Origin of the sequence: Paenibacillus sp. 481 (assembly GCF_021223605.1) — a bacterium.
Lineage (GTDB): Bacteria > Bacillota > Bacilli > Paenibacillales > Paenibacillaceae > Paenibacillus_B.
In genome coordinates, this window is sequence record NZ_CP075175.1 from 1,361,785 (window position 1) to 1,382,739 (window position 20,955).

Annotated in this window: 21 protein-coding genes, 1 pseudogene and 1 riboswitch; of the genes and pseudogenes, 4 read left to right on the forward strand and 18 right to left on the reverse strand. The window is 48.9% G+C overall.

The window, feature by feature from the left end; translation table 11 throughout:
* Positions 1 to 15: 15 nt before the first annotated feature.
* Positions 16 to 270: a YuzB family protein gene (locus KIK04_RS05790; protein ID WP_232277353.1), complete on the reverse strand. Its 255-nt coding sequence runs from the start codon at positions 268 to 270 to the stop codon at positions 16 to 18.
* A gap of 91 nt (positions 271 to 361) precedes the next feature.
* On the opposite strand from KIK04_RS05790, the gene KIK04_RS05795 reads away from it, so the two are divergent.
* Positions 362 to 607, forward strand: a complete 246-nt coding sequence (locus KIK04_RS05795) for a NifU family protein (protein WP_232277354.1) — start codon at positions 362 to 364, stop codon at positions 605 to 607.
* Positions 608 to 702: 95 nt separating this feature from the next.
* Here KIK04_RS05795 and KIK04_RS05800 read toward each other — a convergent pair whose 3' ends face one another.
* The 7 genes and pseudogenes from KIK04_RS05800 to KIK04_RS05830 form a co-directional block, all read right to left on the reverse strand.
* Positions 703 to 1,902 carry a glycerate kinase gene (locus tag KIK04_RS05800; protein WP_232278611.1) on the reverse strand — a complete coding sequence of 400 codons (1,200 nt, stop codon included), beginning with the start codon at positions 1,900 to 1,902 and terminating at the stop codon, positions 703 to 705.
* 176 nt (positions 1,903 to 2,078) lie between these two features.
* Positions 2,079 to 3,347 (reverse strand): annotated as a pseudogene (locus KIK04_RS05805) (GntP family permease).
* 187 nt (positions 3,348 to 3,534) lie between these two features.
* Positions 3,535 to 4,701, reverse strand: coding sequence for a sugar diacid recognition domain-containing protein (locus tag KIK04_RS05810; RefSeq protein WP_232277355.1), 1,167 nt, complete (start codon positions 4,699 to 4,701; stop codon positions 3,535 to 3,537).
* A gap of 109 nt (positions 4,702 to 4,810) precedes the next feature.
* Entirely contained in the window at positions 4,811 to 5,590 is a 780-nt protein-coding gene (locus KIK04_RS05815) for an SDR family oxidoreductase (RefSeq protein WP_232277356.1), read from the reverse strand.
* Positions 5,591 to 5,743: 153 nt separating this feature from the next.
* A complete protein-coding gene (locus tag KIK04_RS05820; RefSeq protein ID WP_232277357.1) occupies positions 5,744 to 6,586 on the reverse strand; it encodes a MetQ/NlpA family ABC transporter substrate-binding protein in 843 nt (280 codons plus the stop codon).
* A 171-nt stretch (positions 6,587 to 6,757) separates the two neighbouring features.
* On the reverse strand, positions 6,758 to 7,429 hold the full coding sequence (locus tag KIK04_RS05825; protein WP_232277358.1) for a methionine ABC transporter permease: 672 nt from the start codon (positions 7,427 to 7,429) through the stop codon (positions 6,758 to 6,760).
* On the reverse strand, positions 7,429 to 8,460 hold the full coding sequence (locus KIK04_RS05830; RefSeq protein ID WP_232278612.1) for a methionine ABC transporter ATP-binding protein: 1,032 nt from the start codon (positions 8,458 to 8,460) through the stop codon (positions 7,429 to 7,431). Before KIK04_RS05830 ends, KIK04_RS05825 begins: the two co-directional genes overlap by 1 nt.
* 82 nt (positions 8,461 to 8,542) lie before the next feature.
* On the opposite strand from KIK04_RS05830, the gene KIK04_RS05835 reads away from it, so the two are divergent.
* Positions 8,543 to 8,791 (forward strand): hypothetical protein, encoded by a 249-nt coding sequence (locus KIK04_RS05835; protein ID WP_232277359.1) that lies wholly within the window; start codon positions 8,543 to 8,545, stop codon positions 8,789 to 8,791.
* Positions 8,753 to 8,906: riboswitch (SAM riboswitch) on the reverse strand. Its footprint overlaps the gene before it by 39 nt.
* A 76-nt stretch (positions 8,907 to 8,982) precedes the next feature.
* Here the strand turns inward: KIK04_RS05835 and KIK04_RS05840 are convergent.
* Together KIK04_RS05840 and KIK04_RS05845 are read right to left on the reverse strand one after the other, a co-directional pair.
* Positions 8,983 to 9,696, reverse strand: a complete 714-nt coding sequence (locus KIK04_RS05840; RefSeq protein WP_232277360.1) for a Cthe_2314 family HEPN domain-containing protein — start codon at positions 9,694 to 9,696, stop codon at positions 8,983 to 8,985.
* 4 nt (positions 9,697 to 9,700) lie between these two features.
* Positions 9,701 to 11,494 (reverse strand): UbiD family decarboxylase, encoded by a 1,794-nt coding sequence (locus tag KIK04_RS05845; protein ID WP_232277361.1) that lies wholly within the window; start codon positions 11,492 to 11,494, stop codon positions 9,701 to 9,703.
* 225 nt (positions 11,495 to 11,719) lie between these two features.
* On the opposite strand from KIK04_RS05845, the gene KIK04_RS05850 reads away from it, so the two are divergent.
* Complete coding sequence (locus tag KIK04_RS05850; RefSeq protein WP_232277362.1) at positions 11,720 to 11,908, forward strand: hypothetical protein; 189 nt, start codon at positions 11,720 to 11,722, stop codon at positions 11,906 to 11,908.
* Between the two features lie 116 nt (positions 11,909 to 12,024).
* Here KIK04_RS05850 and KIK04_RS05855 read toward each other — a convergent pair whose 3' ends face one another.
* Complete coding sequence (locus tag KIK04_RS05855; RefSeq protein WP_332330001.1) at positions 12,025 to 12,966, reverse strand: COX15/CtaA family protein; 942 nt, start codon at positions 12,964 to 12,966, stop codon at positions 12,025 to 12,027.
* A 210-nt stretch (positions 12,967 to 13,176) separates the two neighbouring features.
* Positions 13,177 to 13,515, reverse strand: coding sequence for a thioredoxin family protein (locus KIK04_RS05860; protein ID WP_232277363.1), 339 nt, complete (start codon positions 13,513 to 13,515; stop codon positions 13,177 to 13,179).
* 203 nt (positions 13,516 to 13,718) lie between these two features.
* On the opposite strand from KIK04_RS05860, the gene KIK04_RS05865 reads away from it, so the two are divergent.
* A complete protein-coding gene (locus tag KIK04_RS05865; protein ID WP_232277364.1) occupies positions 13,719 to 14,975 on the forward strand; it encodes a DUF2515 family protein in 1,257 nt (418 codons plus the stop codon).
* Between the two features lie 189 nt (positions 14,976 to 15,164).
* On the opposite strand, the gene KIK04_RS05870 is transcribed toward KIK04_RS05865, so the two are convergent.
* Genes KIK04_RS05870 through KIK04_RS05895 form a run of 6 tightly spaced genes read right to left on the reverse strand, consistent with a single transcriptional unit; the run spans position 15,165 to position 20,843 of the window.
* Positions 15,165 to 16,709 (reverse strand): acyl CoA:acetate/3-ketoacid CoA transferase, encoded by a 1,545-nt coding sequence (locus KIK04_RS05870; protein WP_232277365.1) that lies wholly within the window; start codon positions 16,707 to 16,709, stop codon positions 15,165 to 15,167.
* Entirely contained in the window at positions 16,706 to 17,494 is a 789-nt protein-coding gene (fabG, locus tag KIK04_RS05875) for a 3-oxoacyl-ACP reductase FabG (protein WP_232277366.1), read from the reverse strand. Before fabG ends, KIK04_RS05870 begins: the two co-directional genes overlap by 4 nt.
* 55 nt (positions 17,495 to 17,549) lie before the next feature.
* Complete coding sequence (gene phaZ / locus KIK04_RS05880; RefSeq protein ID WP_232277367.1) at positions 17,550 to 18,458, reverse strand: intracellular short-chain-length polyhydroxyalkanoate depolymerase; 909 nt, start codon at positions 18,456 to 18,458, stop codon at positions 17,550 to 17,552.
* 40 nt (positions 18,459 to 18,498) lie between these two features.
* Positions 18,499 to 19,665, reverse strand: coding sequence for a 3-oxoacyl-ACP synthase (locus KIK04_RS05885; RefSeq protein ID WP_269670999.1), 1,167 nt, complete (start codon positions 19,663 to 19,665; stop codon positions 18,499 to 18,501).
* Positions 19,631 to 19,879: a hypothetical protein gene (locus tag KIK04_RS05890; RefSeq protein WP_232277368.1), complete on the reverse strand. Its 249-nt coding sequence runs from the start codon at positions 19,877 to 19,879 to the stop codon at positions 19,631 to 19,633. Before KIK04_RS05890 ends, KIK04_RS05885 begins: the two co-directional genes overlap by 35 nt.
* Positions 19,869 to 20,843 (reverse strand): branched-chain amino acid ABC transporter permease, encoded by a 975-nt coding sequence (locus tag KIK04_RS05895; RefSeq protein WP_232278615.1) that lies wholly within the window; start codon positions 20,841 to 20,843, stop codon positions 19,869 to 19,871. Before KIK04_RS05895 ends, KIK04_RS05890 begins: the two co-directional genes overlap by 11 nt.
* Positions 20,844 to 20,955 lie beyond the last annotated feature (112 nt).

Consider the following 20,955-nt stretch of genomic DNA (forward strand, 5'->3'; position numbering starts at 1 on the left):
AAGGGAGCAGCGACATCAATCGATGTCTAACTGCTCCCATGCTTTTATCTCATCTATTTTTTCCATAATTTTAGTCATGAGTTCATCTGATGATTGCGCAGTTAACATATCCCCATTCACATAAGCAAACGGGAACATATAACATTCACCGCAATTTCCTAAGCAACCATATTCCAATACATCGACATCTGGATTCTGCTCCAACTGTTTTAGAACTTCATCTGTACCGTGATGCATGTTGTTTACGCAAAATTCAACCATTGGACGCATTTTCCAAATCCTCCACCCTGTTCTTATGCCTTTGAAAACGCATAGGTTTATAATATAATAAAAGTAGCATGGATGAAAGGAGTTGGCATAAATGAGCGAAAATACACAAGCTCCGATGTATGATGAGGTGCTGGAAGTGTTGGATAAACTGCGTCCGTTCTTGCAACGTGACGGCGGCGATGTTGAATTGGTTGAAATCGAGGACGGCATCGTTAAGTTGCGTCTTATGGGTGCTTGCGGCAGCTGCCCAAGCTCCACAATTACGCTTAAAGCGGGCATCGAGCGCGCTTTGGTAGAAGAAGTTGAAGGCGTAATCGAAGTCGTACAAGTATTCTAATTCGATTCATTATCAAAGAAAGAGTCTTACTTCGCATCATGCGAAGCAAGACTCTTTCTTTTTTTATGGGAGCATTTAATGAGACTTAATGAGCTTTAATGAATTTTCAGTGAGCTTTCATTGTGTGTCCATTGCGCTTGAGCCTTCTTGGCATTGTTCAGCTTCATTCCGCATGCGATAACTTGAGCAATGTTACGTGCTGTACGCTCCATATTGTCAGCAGCAGCTGCCAACGCATCGTTCAACGTGCACACCCCTGGCACAATTGTGAACAGCATATCAATACCGTGCTCATGCACAACGGCACTATCGCTGGAAATCGAGCCTGCAATGCCGATAACAGGCAAGCCGTACATTTTGGCTGTCTTGGCGACGCCGATTGGCGTCTTGCCGTAAATCGTTTGCCCATCAATGCGGCCTTCGCCTGTAATGACGATATCCGCAGTCTGCATGTACCCTTGCAATTGCGTCGCTTCAATGACGATGCCGACTCCGCGCTTCAGCTCAGCGTTAAGGAATGCCATCACACCTGCGCCCAGGCCTCCCGCAGCGCCTGCACCTGGCAAATGGGCAACTTCCTTGCCGATGCACTCCATGATTTTGAGTGCAAGATGGACTAAATTAAAGTCCAGCTGCCGCACCATCTCTGGGGTCGCCCCTTTTTGCGGGCCAAAGACGGCTGATGCCCCGCGCTCACCTGTAAGCGGGTTATCTACATCACAAGCGGCCACAAAGACCGTGTCCGCTAGACGTGAGTCCGCATCATCGCTTACGATGCGCTCAATGCTGCCTAGAGCAGCGCCGCCTGCGCTGATTTCGCTTCCGTCCGCTCGCAGGAAGCGGAAGCCAAGCGCCTGCGCCATGCCTACTCCGCCGTCGTTCGTCGCGCTGCCGCCAAGACCGAGAATGATTTTGCGGACGCCTGCATCCAGAGCGGCCTTAATAAGCTGGCCTGTGCCGCGTGTCGTCGTGAGGAGCGGATTACGCTCCTCTGGCGGAACGAGCGCTAAGCCAGAAGCCGCAGCCATTTCGATGACGGCTGTCTGTCCGTCGCCCAGCAAGCCATAGAAGGCTTGCACCGGCGTACCTAAGGGCCCCGTCACCTCACAGGTGACGATATGCCCGCCAGTCGCGTCTACGAGCGACTGTACGGTGCCTTCACCGCCATCTGCCATCGGCACCTTAGTAATAGCGGCATTCGGGAACACAGTCCGTAATCCACGTTCAATAGCTTCACATGCTTCCAATGCCGACAAGCTCTCTTTAAATGAATCGGGAGCTACAACAATGTTCATTCCACTCCACTCCTTCTCCTCTGTCTCTACTTCCATAGCCACAATCCCTTTGTCCAAGGTCATGGCCATCTCAGTCCATCCACGTATCGCCCAATGAGCACTATTAGCACTATGAGCATTGTGCATCCTATAAGCGCTATGCGACCTACCGTCCAGGCCATTTTATATATGTCTATTTATAGAAACCATCCGAATACACCGAACACAAGCGTCGAAACGATTGCCAGCACTAAACCGATAGCTGTTTCATAAGGAATAAGCTTCAAACGCTCTTTCATCGCCATATTCACACTGCCGCCTGTAGCATGGAAGAAGCTTCCGTGCGGCATATGGTCAAACACCGTAGCACCAGCATGAATCATCGCCGCTGCACCTAACGATGCGATACCAAGCTCCATAATCGTTCCACCGAAGACCGAGCTGGCAACTGCTGTGCCCGCTGTTGTGGACGCTGTCGCCAAGGACATGAAAGCGCCGCTAATCGGTGCCAGCAAGAAGGGTGGCAAGCCCGAAGTCGTCAGTCCCTGAATAATAACATCCTTGAGCTGCGAATTCGATATAATGCCTGCAAGTGTGCCCGTTCCAAGTAACATAACTGCCACACCTACCATTTTATTCAGTCCAGACACTGCGTAATGGTTCAAATGTTTGATTTTCCCCATGCATAGCGCACCGACAAATCCGCCAAATGGCAACGCTACAATCGGATCAATCACGATACCCGCAATTGGGCGCAAAGCTAACAATGCAATTGCAGTCAGCGGAGCAATCATCGCCGCCATAAAGCTCGGCAATTGTTCATGCTAGTTGTCTTCCGACTCGCTAGCCGTAACCATGCTACCTTTGTTGCTCAATCGTTTTGCGATGAAGTACGTAACCGCCAAGCCGAACAACGCTGGGATAATGCCAGCTGCCATGACCGAAGTCAATGGTACGTTAAACGCATCAGCTGCGGAAATCGCATTGGGATTCGGGGACATAATATTGCCCGCCTTACCCCCACCTATCATCGCCAGCAAAATAGCCAGCTTCGAGATATGCGCTCGCTGCGCAATCGCCAGCGCAATCGGCGCGACCGTAATAACGGCTACGTCAATAAACACCCCTACCGCTGTCAGTACCATCGTGGCAAATGCTAATGCGAACAACGCACGCGCCTCGCCAACTTTTTTTACAAGCGTTTCCGCAATCGTCTTTGCTCCACCAGACTCGATGAGCACGCCCGCTAATATACCTGCCGCCAAAATACGCAGCACCGCTGGAATAATTCCTTTGGCTCCTTCCATCATCAAGTTGATCGAATCGACCATCCCAACGCCGCCTACAAGGCCGCCCGCAAGTGCCCCAATCATCATCCCGTATGCAGGTGGTACTTTGCGCAAAATCAGTACAATCGCAACGACCAGCGCCGTGAGCGCCCCCAGAACGCTTACCGTAACCGTCATGACTTCTCCCCCTTTATCGCCAATCTATCGTGTTCATTTAAGTTTAACTCTTCTTCAGTTATAAAAAAGTTACACCTATAATGTACCGCGATTTTGAAAGCGCTTCATTGGGCAAAAAAATGAACTTTCTGTTCGTTCAGCCTACACTTCTTGTGCAAATGAACAAATAGAAAGCCCTTACATTATTCTATGTCGATTCTGCACCACTTCGCTTCTGTAACGCAAACGCCCAGCAGGCACTCATCAATGTAAACAACTCCGCAAAATTGCGCGGGTCTTTGCCTGTTAGTTCATGAATCCGCTGCAAGCGATAACGCAACGTATTGCGATGAATGGCTAGCTTGTCCGCCACCCGATGCTGCTCACCACTCTCTTCAAAATAAAGAGCTAACGTCTGACGCAGCTCCCCACTTCGATCTTCGGCTTCGAACTTGGCCCACAGCTCAACGAACTGCTTCGTAATCCAAGATTCGTTCACGTTCGCAACTAACGACTCATTGGGCAGATCATCGCTATAGTACACATGTTGCTGCGGATACACAGCTTTTCCGACCCGTATCGTATCTTGGGCGGATTGATACGCTGCAATCAAGCCTTCGATGCCCCCGTACGGCTTGCCAACAGCGATGCGAAGCGGGGCAATCTCTTTATCCTCCAGCCATTTTCGAATTTGGCGTATTCCATCGCAAATGTCGGAATGCGGCTGACGCTCATGAACATGCTGCTTAAATAGAACCACCTGCTGCGAATTACGAATGGCAATCAAGTCGATTGCCGAGCGTCCTTCCAGCAAATTAACTACTTTTTTCAACGTATCAAGCGAACTCGAATCATCCATCGCTCTCAATTCCATTATGCATGCCACACGCACCTTGTTCGGTTGAAAGCCGATCCGCTGCGCCTGTGTTCGCAAACTAAGCACATCTTTCTCATTCGCATGAATGATCGACAATAAAAAGTCTTCTTTCATTCGCTTATCCCACTGTGCCTGTTCCAGCAAATACGTTTGCTCCATATACATTTCAGCGGTCATTTTCACTAGCTCTCCATACTTTGTTACCTCGTTAGGATCGCCAGTGATACCAATAACGCCCACGATTTCATCTTGAAATTCGATGACAAGATTAGTGCCTGGCTGCACCCCTTGCAGCTTTGCCGCACTTTCTACATCAATTTCAAAGCGCCCTTGCCGCTGAATCGCCAGCAGTGCGCCTTCGTGAATACGATGCAGCCGTGCAACATCGCCCGACCCGATAATTCGTCCATCCCGATCCATCACATTCACATTGTAGCCAATGACTCGCATCGTACGACGAACCATTTCTTGGGCTAACTGCTTCGTCAGTCGACTCATATGTATCGCCTCCCATCGCCCATCGTGAATTGCTCATCCGTTCAGAAAAAAGCGCCTCAATCATACCCAATGCAGCAAGCTGACCGAGTGCCGAAGCGCTTTTTATGTATTATGTCTTGGAAATCATCGTCCGAATCGGATCGAGTCCACCAGACACATTGATCGTATTGCCGGTAACAAAGTCTGATTTCCGGTCGCACAAAAACTGAATGACACGGGCAATATCTTCACCCGATCCAGGCCGGCCACGCGGCGATTCTGGATCATGAAGATCGGACACATCCTCAATCATCAGCTCCTTGTGTTCGCCACGAATATCACCCGGACACACCATATTTACGGTTACCCCGTGGGAAGCTTCCTCCACGGCGAGCGTCTTCGTGAACGACACAAGTCCGACCTTAGCGGCTGCGTATACAGCTCGATGCGGCCAAGCTCGTCCTTCTGAAGCGTGACCGAAACCAAAATGAATAATGCGCCCCCACCCTTTTTTTCGCATACTAGGTAGTACGAGATGATCAAGGAGCATAACACCTGTCAGATTACCATGAAGCATATACATGATTTCTTCTTCTGTATAATCAACAAATAAGCGGCGCTCACGAATGAACGGACCTGCATTGTTTATTACAATATCTGCGCTGCCGAGCTGCTCTTCAATCGTTTGCACTAATTGTTTAATTTGCTCTGGACGTGATACGTCTGCTTGCACAGCAATGCAACGAACACCTAACTGTTCAATTTCGCGCTGCAACGCAAATGCTTCTTTTTCACTGTTTACATAATTCAATACGATGTTGTAGCCATCTTCTGCAAGCATAAGTGCGGTCATCTTGCCTAGACCCTTGGCGCTCCCAGTTATAAGGGCTGTTCTTCTCTGCTGTTCCACGTCATTTAACCTCCTTCGAGCGCTGCAAGTAGAAACTAACTTTACGATCCAGTATAAAAGATTTGTCAACCTAGAACAACAAGCTGGCCCTCTCCGCAAAAAAAGCTGCTGACCCAAGAGGTCAGCAGCTTCAGCATACTAGAACGATTGCGATTAAAATGCAGTCGTAATCGCACCGTTATACTTATCGTTAATAAATGTTTTTACGTCCTCGGATTGCAAGGCAGCAAGCAACTTCTTGATCGCATCGCTATCTTTGTTGTCAGAACGAGTCGTAATGATGTTCGAATATGGAGAGTTGAGGCTCTCTTCAATAAACAACGCTTTTTTCGGGTCTAATTGTGCCTGCAAAGCATAGTTCGTGTTAATGAGTGCCAAATCAAAATCGTCTACAGCTCGTGGCAACATTGCTGCTTCAAGCTCTTTAAAGTTCAAGTTCTTCTTGTTCTCCGCGATATCGCGAACCGTTGCATTCAGCGTAACGCCGTCTTTCAATTTAATCAAACCTTGCTTTTGCAACAGGAGCAAGGCACGGCCACCGTTCGTTGCGTCACTTGGAATCGCAACGGTTGCGCCGTCTTGCAGCTCATCCACTTTCGTAATCTTTTTCGAATAAGCACCAAATGGCTCTACGTGAATGTTAGCAACTGCGACTAGATCGTACTTGTTTTTGGCAACTTGGTCGTCCATATAAGGCTTGTGTTGGAAAAAGTTCGCGTCAAGCTGCTTCTCATGCAATTGGACGTTCGGCATCACATAGTCCGTATATTCTTTAACTTCCAATTCCACGCCCTGCTCCTTCAATTTAGGAGCAATATGCTTCAAAATTTCAGCATGTGGAATAGGTGAAGCGCCAACGACAAGCTTCGTTGTTGCACCTGCGGAACCGGAAGCCGCGTCTTTGCCAGGCTCTGTTCCTGCTTCAGGTTTACTGCCACAAGCTGCAAGCAGTCCGATCAAAGTGACGAGCGTCAATACAAAAGTCCATTTTTTCATGTTAATTCCTACCCCTTTCGAATATAGCGAATCATGATTTGTGCATATGGTACCTGCAATTTCGTATGACACGAACTAAATGAAGTAATGAAGTAATTGAGCTATTTGAACTATTTGTGCCTTTTGTGCTATTTGAAGCTCCTAAGAGCTAGCTTCCGTATTAAACGACGCTTACTTACGCGTATACTTACGTACAAATGCGTCCCCGATCCATTGCAGCACTTGAACCATCAGCACAAGTACGATAATGGACACGACCATAACTTCGAACTCATAGCGGTGATAACCGTAACGAATAGCTAAGTCACCTAGGCCACCGCCACCAATAAGGCCGGACATTGCCGTATACGACACTAGTGTAACAGCTGTAATCGTCGTACCTGCAATGAGACCTGGCATCGCTTCTGGGAGTAGCACCTTACGTACAATTTGCCACGTTGTCGCACCCATCGCTTGGGCCGCTTCGATGACACCACGATCAACTTCACGCAAGGACGTTTCCACAAGTCGCGCAAAAAATGGCGCTGCCGCTAACACGAGCGGCGGAATCGTTCCTTCAACCCCGACAGAAGTACCAACGAGCATCCGTGTGAGTGGAATAATTGCAATCATCAAAATGACAAACGGGACAGAGCGCAGCACATTGACAATCAGCGATAACATGCTGTATCCAATTGTGGAAGTCGCTCCATTTCCCTTGCTCGCCAAAAACAAAATAACACCGAGTGGCAAACCAATAATGACTGTGAACAACATTGAAAATCCGAGCATAGACATCGTATCTACTGTTGCCTCAAACACTTCATCCCAATGAACTAAACTAAAATCGAGTCCGAAAAACATTATGCCAGCACCTCCACTTCAAGGCCTTTCGCTTGGAGCGACTTCATTGCCGCAACCATCGAAGCTTCTTCGCCGTCAAGTCGCACGACGAGCTGGCCATACGGTACTTCCTTCATTCGTGAAATCGTACCTTGCAAAATGGTAAAGGTGATACCCGCTGCGGTTAGCACTTGGTGCAGCACAGGTTCGTATGTCACATCACCCAAATAGTCGATTTTGACGACACGTGCATGCGCAGAAGCTTGAGCTTTAAAGGATGCCCATGGCTGCAATTCTGCATCATGACGCTCCTCCATAATGAACTCACGCGTTACAGGATGCTGTGGTTTCAAGAACACATCCACCACTTTGCCTTGCTCCACAATCTTACCTCCGTGGATAACGCCGACACGGTCGCAAATTGCTTGAATTACGTGCATTTCGTGCGTGATAAGCACGATCGTAATGCCAAATTTGCGATTAATGTCGAGCAGCAGCTCCAAAATCGAATTCGTCGTCTGCGGATCAAGCGCTGACGTCGCTTCGTCGCAGAGCAGCACCTTCGGGTCGTTCGCCAATGCACGTGCGATGCCGACGCGCTGTTTTTGACCGCCGGACAGTTGCGACGGATATTTATCACGGTGATCCTCTAAACCAACGAGGCGTAATAAGTCCTCCACCTTGGCCTTAACTTGCTCGGACGAGTTCTGCTGTAGACGCAGCGGGAATGCAATATTGTCAAACACCGTTGCCGATGACAACAAATTAAAGTGCTGAAAGATCATCCCGATCTTGCGACGCTGCTGCTGAAGCTCATTCTTGCCTAGCTTCGTTAACTCAACTCCATCTACATGGACCGTGCCTGATGTGGGTGTCTCCAATAAGTTAATGCTGCGTAGCAGTGTACTTTTACCTGCTCCCGAATGTCCAATAATGCCGTAAATTTCACCCTGCTCTACGTGCAAGCTGACTTCATTTAGGGCAAGCAAGCCGCCATCTTTTCCCTTGCCTTTACCCTGATAGGATTTGCTAATATGCTCTAATCGAATCAATTGATTCGTCACCTTCCTTGCTCTTCTAATCTCGTTGCGATTCATGTTGATGGTGTTTTACTTCTGTTGTGTTTCTTCTGTTGTGTTGCTTCTGTTGCTTGTCACGCATGTGACGCTTATATTGCTTGTTGTGCGTGATCTAGAGTACACGGTGTACGTTATTAGTTTCGGTTATGATGGAAAACGAATATACAAAACGAATATACAAAAAGCCCCCTTATGGCAGATGCCAAAAGGGGGCGACGACTTCACGGTTTCGTTTATGAATGACCAGTTGCTCGTTACTATCCCTTTCTTATCTGCCAGAACACCAACACCGTTGCTGTTCTGAAGGATTTAGCACCTGACATTTTGCAAGTATACAACAGCATTCGTTGTACTACCGGACTTGCAAAATCGGTTGCCGGGCTTCACAGGGCCTGTCCCTCCGCCACTCTCGATAAGAAAATCGATATGAAATTAAGGTGATTATAAACGTTATTTCTGAAATAATCAATCATTTTTCAAAAAACAAAATTTGGATTATTTATGAAACGGCCGCGACACGTGCAACAAATGTTCAAACACAAGAACGATGGATGCGCATACCATCGTAAGCGCATCCCGTAAATCTTGTACGTTGGCTCGGATGTCCTCCAGCTTAATTTTGTCCGTTAAGCTGCGATGACGCTGCCACAGATCATCCTGCATCTCCGCATTTAAGTGGTGCACTTCGGTGTTGCGCCGCTTGCGCAAATGCTGCAATTGCGTACTATACTGCTCTTTTAAGACCGATAGTTGTTGGTACAAGGCCTCTTGTTGACCTAACGTGCGCATTTGCCGCAGCACGGTGAAATAAGAGAAATGGTGCTTCACCTTTTCCGTTTCAAGCATCAATATATCATTCAATAATGTGCCCAGCTTATCCAGCACCGCGAAGACACGAATAAAACCGTTCTTGTAATAGTAAACATGACGATAATAATCGTCCGACTCTGCCTCATTCATTTCCACTTCATATTGCTTGTGTACCCCATCCGCATACTTGCCGGATGCGTACACACTTTGCTCCAGTTCATCTAACGATGTCTTGAGGCCGACTGTCATAATCTCGGCTTTACGCCGGATATGCTTCGGGTCGCCATCTTGAGCGATACGTGAACGAAGTTCGTCCAAGTAACCATTCATCGCTGACATTGCCTGCTTCAGCTCACCCTCATCTTGACGGGGAATTTCTCCGAATAAAACACGTAGCATCGACTCACCCCCGTCTTAGACCATTCGGAAAGTATTGTTTCCAACGTTGGTCTACAAGTTGCACGATATCTTCACGTGGGGTCAATTCGTCGGGATAGCCAGGCTTCATTCGGGCGTCAATGACGATCGGAAGCTTATAAGCCAAGTGATGCTGGCGAACTTCCGCCGCAGCATACATATCCGATGCTGGGTTAAAGCGCGTGAACACCGACCATAGAAACGGTAGCTGGGAATTGGCCACTTGTGCATCGTCTACTAAAAAAATAAGCGGCCAGTCCGTACCTTTATTCGCCAGTCGTTGCATAAGGCGCTCCGCCAACTGCGGCTCCGCCTCATAAGAGGCGCCCGCCATCGTTAAGCAGCCGCGGCAATAGATGGCAACGTCGTGTATTTCGTCCACGACTCCCTCGGTATATTCATGCGGGAGATCGCGAATAGGATCGCCGACCCCGAGCATAATCGCTTTACTGCCGTGATTCAGTTTATGTCCGGTATAATCAAGCGTATCATGTGACGTATTGTTAATTATATATAGATCAGATGACGGATCGAAACGCTCCAATACCGCCTCCAGCAACTGCGCAAAGTTCTCTAAATCGACCACTTGATCCGTCAGGAAGAGGAACTTTGTTAAACTTAGCTGCCCTTCTCCTAATAGACGGAAGCCTGACATCAGCCCCTCACGCGAATAGCTTTCGCGAACGACCGCTGCCGCCATCGAGTGAGCACCTGTTTCGGGGTAAGGATGCACCTTGCGTACGCTCGGCATTACGAGCGGGAACACAGGCGACAACAACCTTACTAAATATTCGCCTAGATAATAGTCTTCTTGGCGTGGTTTACCGACGACAGTCGCTGGGTAAATCGCATCTCTCCGATGATACATATGCTTCACGTTCAGCACAGGGAAATCATGCGCCAACGAATAGTAGCCGTAATGATCGCCAAAAGGACCTTCCGGCCGACGGACGTGCGGCGGCACTAGCCCTTGGATGACGAATTCAGCCTCTGCTGGAATCCGATGACCGGCAAACCCACTGTCCACCACAGGCAAACGCTCGCCCATAACAAACGAAGCCAACAATAACTCTGGCAGCTTCTCTGGCAATGGTGCGATTGCCGCAGCGATTAGCGCAGGCGGGCCACCAACAATAGCGGATACCGGCAAAGATTCATTCCGCAGTTCGGCTTCAACGTGATGAAAGCCGCCACCTTTTTGAATTTTCCAATGCATGCCTGTCGTTTCGTGGTCATAAATGTGCATGCGATACATGCCTAAGTGATTGTCGCTGCTTCGATGTTGCGGATGCTCGGTATAGACGAGCGGGAGCGTAATAAATGGCCCGCCATCCAGCTGCCAGCTTGTAAGCGCGGGCAAGCCTTCCAGCGGATTGTGAACACGTTTCACATCCATAATCGGTGCTTGTGTCGGAGACACCTCGCGCACCCCAACTTTCGTCAGGCTGAGCAGATCCTTCACAAGCCCACGCTCTTCCCACAGATTTTTAGGGGAAGGTGGCAGTAGTCTCGGAATCGCATCCACACATTTTTGCGCAAGCTGTTCCGGACGTGTTCCGAACGCTAAATCAACTCGTCGTGTCGTACCGAATAAATTCGTCACGACCGGAAACGGACTCCCTTTTACACGAGCAAAAAACAAGGCGGGCCCGCCATTTTCAATCACTCGGCGGTGTATTTCTGCAATTTCTAAATACGGGTCGACTGGCTCCTCAATAATGGCAATATCGTTTTCCCGTTTCAAGTTGTCTATAAATTGACGTAAATTAGAAAATGACAACGTGAGCCCTCCTCGAAATGAAGCGTCATCCGCCTTAAGTTTCTCTCTTCGATTCAAGTATAATCCTTTTCATAAAAATTACCAACCCCGCCCACAATCCTTATTTCTGAGTGACGACATTGTAAGACAGACGTAAGCTCGTTCAATGGATCACGTGCTGCGTGTGAGATAAGATAAACACATGAAAGACAACAACAACGAGACTTAACAAGGGGGAACACCACGATGACAAACAACACAATGAACCATGAAATCGTAAGCAACGGCGCTGCATCGGGTATCGTGACACAAGCAATGACTAGAGCACACGCTCCAAGCAATAACCGCTGGGTTGCCGCTGCCAAAGCAGTTGTTTCGATTATGCTGCTCGGCCCGCTCTCGCAAGAGGTGCAAATCATTATTGAAGGAGCATAATTAAACATGTTAGGTACCACTAAAAAATACCCGCCATACACAAAAAGCAGATGATCTCGCTACGTTTACATGAAACGAAGACGAAATCATCTGCTTTTTTTAATGCTGGATATGCTTTATTTCTGTCGCAACTGCCACACACGGATGGCCATATAACAAAGTACACTGAACATTCCGCAAATAAACGTCGCATGAATAAGACCCGTAAATACATAACTGTTATAATCAGCAATCGTAAACACGACTAGCGCTCCACTTAACACCTGACCCAAACAGAGCACCAATGTCCAAATTCCATATAGCTGAATCTCTCGATTATGTTTATGATTGCGATACGCAAAATGTGCCATAGTCGCTACAGCTATAAACAATAGTCCTGCCGCTACACGATGTACAAACGCAATTAACGTTCCCCCGGCCAAATCCGGTATAAACTCGCCATTGCACAATGGCCACCCCATACAGCCGCCAGATGACTCCGTATGCCGTACAAAAGCTCCAATGTAGATGACAACATATGTATAGAACAGCGTAAACCATACCCCATAGCGAAACTTAGCGCTTACGTAGCCTTGACTTGGGCTATCTGACTGATCATGTCCTAGCACATAGCGCCGTAATGCAACACAAAGTAAAAAGGATGAGGCAAATGCTAGCATCGAAAAGCCGAAGTGCAGCGCCATAACTGGTGGCGACTGCGGGTACATAACAGCCATTGCTCCCATAATCGCTTGCACAACAGTGAAGAGTAGCGTTGAGCCCGCATAAGTAACCGCATCTCGCTTGTCCCGAGCATATCGATATACCATCAGGAAGGCAAGCAGTACAAGTAGGCCAACAACTCCTGTCACGGCCCGATGCGAATATTCAATCATTGATTCAATTGTGTAAGCGGGAACAAATTTCCCGTTGCACAGAGGCCAATCCGTACCGCATCCCATGCCGGATTCCGTCTTCGTCACTAAAGCGCCATTCACGACTACCGTGAACATGCCGATGGACGTTACGTATGCAAGCTGTTTTAAGCGGCGGTAGATGTTCAGATTCACAAGTTTCACCTGACCCGTTATTCATTTTAAATCCCGTACAATTGGGAAAAATAGTGTTCTAATCCGTAACCATTATACCGGAATTTAGGGGCGAATGTACGACTAATTTGTGACAAATATTACGCATTGCCAGCCTGTCTAACTCATAAAGAGACAAAATCCGCCCCAATGGGACGGATGATATAGCGAGCATGAGTTAACGATGATGAAGCGAATAGCTTACAATGCGTCGGATACCGCAATCGCGCGGTCAACGAACTGCTCAATTTCTGGGCGCGTCTTACGTAACTTATTCACGAAGCGAATCGTTTCTTTTCCATTGTGAAAAGCTACAAAGCTAGGAATGCCCATGACGTTATATTCCTGTGCAACATCTACAAGGCTCTCGGCATCAATCTCGTAAAAAGTAGCTGTACCTGCGTAATGCGCCTCCAGCTCTGGCATGAACGGATCAATAAAGTGACAATCTGGACACCAGCTTGTCTTAAATACCGTAACAACTGTCGTAGACTGAGCGATAACTTCCTGGAATCGTGCTACCGTCTGTACTTTTTCCATAATCATATCACTCCTAAATGGTATTCAAATCAACATATAACACAATTGTACCCGAGTCAAACGTCTATTTAAAATGAACTTTTTCGAAAGCGCTATTATGGACATACTAATGATGAGCTATAAAATTGATTCACCTGATTCCTTAAGGGAAGCAGATGTGGGCTATTTGAGGCTATTTGTATGGTTAGAAAGAAGGTTTACATATGGATTCACAGCCTTTTAAACGTTGGCGTCATGCCCTCAACTTTGTGCAGACTGCACTTGAAACAACCTTGCGTGCTGTACAATCGGCTTGGGGGCAAATGACGGGCAAGTGGCTTCATCCGAGTGATCAGCATCAACTGAAATGGAACGATGCGACTGCAAAGCGAGTCGAGCAGGATGTGTGCCGAATATTACAAGAACGGCATCGAGCCACCCATCATACCTTGCCTTCGCTTACGCTAACGACGGACGAGCTTGCGCTTATTCGCCGTATTCATCACGCTGTGCGCAAGAACAACCGTAACAACATCACACGTACTGATGCTTATCGCGAAATCTATTTAGCCTTCCCAGAAATTCATTGGGCGCTGTTGGCTCACGTTGTGTCCCGAAATGGGGGATGGAATATGACCGATTTGCAAGGAAAATGGCTGCCACAACTGTTAAGCGCTGAACATCGACTATGGATATTTCGAATGTTGGAACGAGCCAATGCCCTTATTTTTCATGATGCATATTCCCAATTGCTGCTGTACTCGGAAAGCCGTAAATTAGGAAAAAGCATGTTCCATTTGCTGCCGCATTTTGGCGTATCGAGCTTTATGACTCCGTTCTGGCATTCATTCTGGGTACAGCAGGAATCCGCTCTGCTAACTGTTGCTTTAATTATGAATGAGCAGAACGTTATCGAGGGACGAGTGATCCAGAACGAGCAGTATCGCGAGCATGTGCTTGATCGCGTTGATTTTGCACTGCGAGGCCAATTGCAAATGAATCAAATCTTGTTCCCGTTGGAATTGTCGCAGGAGAACACCTTGCATGAACATAGGGCGCACAAAATTGGCTTATCGGGATTAACTCTGGAAAATTTCAAAAATATAGATGAGCGAATCGAGCTCGGCAAAAGCCTTTACGCTTTGTTGTTCTGTACACCTGACATACATGCAGGGGTGCTTCGTTTCATTCAGACGGTTCCACATTCAGGTTCCAGAGCTGACTATTGGCCAGCCCAATTTACGGTGGATGGAACCCCCTCCGCTACAACTCGTTCTGGACAAGTGTATAGTCCGAAGTTGCAAGATGTATGGGAGGATCAGCTCCATCCGCCGCTGGAACAAGGGGATTGGTTCATTGATGATCGGATGCTGAAACATTTGACTCCGGCTACTTGCCCGCTTGATACGGATATGACGGAGCAGCATGCGAGATACTGGGCTGAGTTGGAGGAAGCTGTTGAATTTAGTAGTGCTACGTAGCGGCTGCGATTACGCAGCGTCTGCGGTGCGACTACACTGCGGCTGCGTAGCGATTGCGTTGCGTCTGCGTAATGAGTACGATTATGTAGTGACTGCGTTCCGTCTGTGCAATGAGTGCGATTACGTAGTGACCGCGTTGCGATTACGTAGTGACCGCGTTGCGATTGCGTTGCGGCTGCACTTCGTTGGCTACTCAAACAAGGCTAAACTCATCTGTTTTAATCCAGGACTTACGTTAGGAGGGGTAGTCATATGCATCAACACATCCTCTTCCAAGCTAATACCAGGAGCTATTTCTACAAGTTCAAGCGCACCATCACGCAAGTGAAATACAGCTCGCTCCGTGACGTATACGATCTCAATACCCCGTGATGCCGCATAAGCGGCACTAAAGGTCAAATGCTCCACTTGATGCACGAATTTGCGATGCCTACCTTCACGTATAATGTGCAGACCGTCTTTGTGGAGCTTGACTTGCAATCCGCCTGCTGTAAATGTGGAGCAGAAAACGACCTTGCTCGCATTTTGGCTAATATTAATAAAGCCACCGCAGCCTGTTAGCTTGTCTCCATACCAGCTGACGTTCACATTACCGCTGCCATCCGCCTCGGCCATGCCGAGACAAGCGACATCAATACCGCCCCCATCCATGTAATCAAACATGGCTGGCTGATCAATAATCGCTTCTGCGTTCGAAGCCGCACCGAAGCTAAGCCCACGTGCAGGTATGCCTCCGATCGGTCCCGATTCAAGCAGCAGCGTTAAATCGCTGCGGCCTGCTTCTAAAGCTGCATAGCCCACACCTTCCGGCAGCCCGATGCCAAGATTGACCACGCTATGGGCCGGAATCTCCTGCAAGGCGCGGCGTGCAATTACAAGCCGCTCGTCTTTGTGCATCCTTGGCAGCTCAGCGGCAGGCAAGCGCACCTCCCCGCTGTACGCCGGATTGTAGCTCTCCGCGAACGTCATTGCATGTGCTGCTTCCTCAGCCACGACGACCACATCAACAACGATGCCCGGAATAACAACTTGCTTCGGATGCAATTGTCCAGCCCGAACCGTACGTTCTACTTGGGCCATCACAATGCCGCCGCTATTATGGACCGCTTGCGCAAGCGCCAGCATTTCCAACGTGACGGCCTCGCGCTCCATCGAGATGTTACCCCGCTCATCAGCGGTTGTGCCGCGAATAAATGCAACATGGATCGGGAAGGCACGATACAATAGCTGTTCCTGATCACCTAGCTGAACAAGTTCAACTAAGTCTTCCTGTGTCAGCTCATTAAGCTTCCCACCACCAAGTCGAGGGTCAACAAATGTATGCAGCCCGACATGAGTTAACGCCCCTATCCGACCTGCCGCAATATCCCGATACAACTGCACAATAACACCTTGCGGAAAATTGTACGCCTCTATTTTGTTCGCTTGCGCTAAAGCGCCCAAGCGGGGAGCTAGTCCCCAATGTCCACCTATGGCACGGCGCACAAGCCCTTCGTGCGCCAAATGATTAACACCGCGGGACTCACCGTCTCCTTGTCCCGCTGCATAGACGACCGTTAAACTGCGCGGAGCGGACTCCTGCACAAAGCGCCGCTCCAAGGCAGCGGTCAGTGCTTCAGGATGAGCACATCCCACAAAGCCACCGACACCGACGGCAGCACCATCGGTGACGAGTTGAACTGCTTCCTCAGCGGTCATAAACGCTGGACCGCTGCGCAATCGGAGGCCGCTCAAATGGACAGACCTCCGTTCACTTCAATAACGGCACCGTTAATATAATCGGCCGCATCAGAAGCAAGGAACAGATACGTTTCCGCCACGTCCGCGGGTGTTCCCAGACGGCGCAGCGGTACTTTTGCACGCATGCCTTCGAGCACTTTTCCCGGCATTTTTGCGACCATTTCGGTCTCAATAAACCCCGGAGCCACGGCATTCACACTAATGCCTTTATAACCAAGTTCACGCGACCACGTTCGAGTCATCCCAATTAAACCTGCCTTTGCAGCCGCATAGTTCGTCTGCCCGATATTCCCTTGCAACCCTACGATGGACGAAGTGTTAATAATTTTCCCTTTGCCACGCGCAGCCATATGAGGAGCCGCATAACGAGTGCAATAGTATACGCCGTTCAGATTAATGTTAATGACATCTTGCCACTGCTCCGTTGACATTTTTAACAGCATTGCGTCGCGTGTAATACCCGCATTGTTAATGAGTACATCAATCGCGCCAAACTGCGTCATCGCCGCCTCCATTAAAGCGCTGACACTTTCTTCTACGGAGACGTCGGTTTGCACAAAAATCACTTTACCTTCCAACTGTAATCCTAGTTCTGTCTGAATCCGCTCCACCGCGAGTCGACCTGCCTCCACGTTATAATCAGCAATGACGACACATGCACCCTCTTGCGCAAAACGCTTGGCAGCAGCATAGCCAATCCCACTCGCGCCACCTGTAATGACAACCGCCTTCCCTTTCATTCCGCTTCCTTGTTCATTGATTGGGCTTTGCAACGACATGTTCAACCTCTCCTTCCAGTTTGTCAGCCTATCAGCCTCTCAGTTTGTGAGTTTGTCAGCTTGAGCTTGGCTCGGACAAAAATGATTCCATCACCGCCAGCAATTGTCGTAAATCGTCTACGAGCGGGGAATGCCCGCAATTTTGCAAAATCACGTAATTCGCTCTGCCTTCAAAATCAGCTCTCGTATCGTTCATCATCTGTTCCGAGATGACAAGGTCGCGGTCACCACGCAAGAGAAGCACAGGTGCCGTAATACGCTGCACCGCTGCACTGCCCTTAGCCGCTTCGTTATGAACCTCGCTTATATTAAACGTGTTCAACGCAGTGTACACATCCAGCAAATTGCGCTGCGTTAAGATGTCGTTAATGTATTTTTCGTAGCGGGCTGCTGCTGGCTTCTTATGCGTATAAATAACAGCGTTATAAATCTGCCGCATATAAGCACCATCAGCGCGAAGATTTGCTTCTGCGATCGCTTGATTGCGCTTGAGACTGGCAATCTGTTCAAACGTTGTTACCCGCTTCGTGACATCAGGCAGCCCATCGCTGCCATCCTCGTAGAACGGGTAGCCGCGCGTTGACACAGGTGCTAGCAAAATAAGCTTCTCCACTTGTTCAGGATAGTCAGCTGCCAAATGCATGGCAACGCCTCCTCCCGTCGACCAACCAACTACCGCATAGCGCTGCATGTGGAGCGCATCTGTGAACTGCTTAACGTCCTCTGCAAATTCATGCAAGGAGCGAATCGGTTGATGATAAGTCGAGATGCCAAAACCACGCAAATCAACCGCGATCAGCTTATAGCGTGGGTCCAGTTGTTCAAACACCAAGTCCCAATGGCAGGAGGAATTCATATTGCCATGTATAAGAAGAACTAGCTCGTCGCCCCCATCCCGTTCACGGTATCCGAGCATTTCTCCATTTGGCAGCTGCACCGATTTCAAATGTATTTTTGCCTGCATGGTCAAGGCCTCCTTATTCGGGCGAGATATGCACCCTAACTTATTGAATGGACGTACCCGTCCCCCATCTAAGCGTTAATGCCCCCCATGCATAGCCAATTCCGGCGGCAGCCAATACAACAACGCTGCCAGGGCCAATCAATCCAGCCTTAACACTTAGTTCCAAGTTCAACATGGCATCAAACTGGCCGATATGACCATATCGCTCCAAATAGACCGCTTTTTCTTGCGGCAGCTCCAATTCTTCAAGCACGGCCTGATGCGCGGATCGCTTCATATGAAGCAAACCGAGTACATCGATGTCACGAATCGCATAGCCGCTCTGTTCCGCAGACTGCCGAATGACATCAATAAACCGCTGGAGCGACACCTCGTCCAGCCGCCGCTTCATTTGCTCAGGATCAGGTACACGAAAGCGCGGGCCTCCATCCGCTAACAATTGCGGCGTCAACGGCTGCTTCGTACCGCCTGCACACACGATAACATCCTCTGCAAATGAACCGTCTGTCACTACGACAGCTTCAAGCACTTCGGGATAAGTATGATCCGCATGATCTGCATGGTCTGCACTACCCGCTCTACCCGCTCCTCGTCGCAGCACCATCGCCCCGCCACCTGCACCTAAATTAATCATAAAGCGCGTGTGTGGATCATTCATATCAATAAGGTCGCCATTTCGGTATCCACCTGCCAGCAGCACCGTCCGAATGTTCTTATCTCCACGCATCATACTTTTGGCAACCTTGACGGCCATAATCGTCGTGCAGCAACGGAGGGCAACGTCAAACCCCCATGCGTTCACTGCTCCGATATCTTGTTGCAGCTTTAATGCAGCCGTCCACACCGGATATTCTTTGTGCTCTTCTCCGATGTAGATGACGAGATCAATTTCTTCCGCTCGAATTCCAGCTTGAGCTATCGCTTTGCGTGCCGCTTTGACGCCCATCTCGCAGGGATGATCATCGGGGCCAGGCACCGTTTTTTCAACAATACCAAGCTTCTCCCGCACAACTTGTACGGGAATACCCGTACCCTGTGCAATCTCCTCGCTCGTCATCCTGCCATCCGGTAAAAACACCCCAATGCCGAGCAGGTGGACAGTCTCATCTCGATCTTCATCTTCAACTTTATCTTGATCCCGCTCCAATACGCTCCCCGTAAGCGGCAGCTCCTCAGCCTTCTGCTTCTGCTTCTGCCCCTGCTCCATAGCGGCTCCCCCTTCCTTCCGACAACTGTCCCCGCCCCATCATTTGTTCCATATACCGAACGGCCTCCGTCAATGAACATACGATCGTTTCTTCTTCCCCTTGCACATACGTCACACGAATACGCCATTCATCCGACCCCACCAGTGGGTGGCAACGGAGCACGAATGAACACACAGCAGGCGCTAACTCCTTATTCATGCCTTCACCCGTCACCCCGTGTCGCCTCCTTTGTGGATGTATCCAGCAGCATCCCTTGTTGCTTTTTGGCGCGTCGTAGGTTCCACCAGTTACGCAACGTGCCTACAATACCCGCTGGGAATACTAAGACGACAACGATATACAATAATCCGAAAAAAATAATCCAGCGCTCAAATATCGGGTGAAATTTCGCTAACTCCGTTAGACCAAAATGCGCCCACTGGATGAAAGAAGCTCCCAAAATGGCACCAAATAAGGTGCCGACACCACCAATAATCGTCATCAGCAGCGCATTTAACGTCATATCCATCGAAAATACGGTTGTGTTCACGAAGCGAAGCGCCACCACGTACAACGAGCCACTAATGCTGGCCGCAGCACCTGCCACAATGCTAGCAATGACTTTGTAATGTACAATCTCATAGCCGAGCGACTCTGCACGCTGCTCATTTTCCCGAATCGCTTGCAGCACCTTTCCGACCGGAGATTTCGTAAATCTGCGCAATAATACATACACCAGCACCATGACAGCCAACGCTGTAAAATACAATACCGCACGATCTTTTAACACCGCCGGAATCGGAAACGTGAACCCGTCATTCCCTCTTGTCACTGTGCGCCACTTCTCTGCCAACACGAGGAACAAGCCTGAAAAAGCAAGCGTAAGCATCGCATAAAAATGGCTTTTTAGCCGCAGCGACAGCATACCTACTACATAACTAAGCAGTGCTGCCAGCACGATGCCTACAACTACGGACAGGACGAGCATCCCCATGCTGGCCCCAGCCATATCCATAAACACCCCTGTCGTATAAGCCCCGACCCCGAAAAACATACAATGTCCGAACGACACGATACCTGTATAGCCGAGCAAAATATCGTAGCTCATCGCAAACACAGCCATAACAAAAATTTGCGTCATTAAAATGAGAAAGCTCCGTGAATCGTGTACAAAGGGCAGCGCAATAAGGATGAGCATAAGTATGCCTAACGGGAGTGCCGACCCTGACCAGCGACTTTGCGCATGTAACGGCAATAAGCGTTTAGAGCCAGAGTGTGGTTGTAAATCTTGTAAACCCGCTTCACGATTA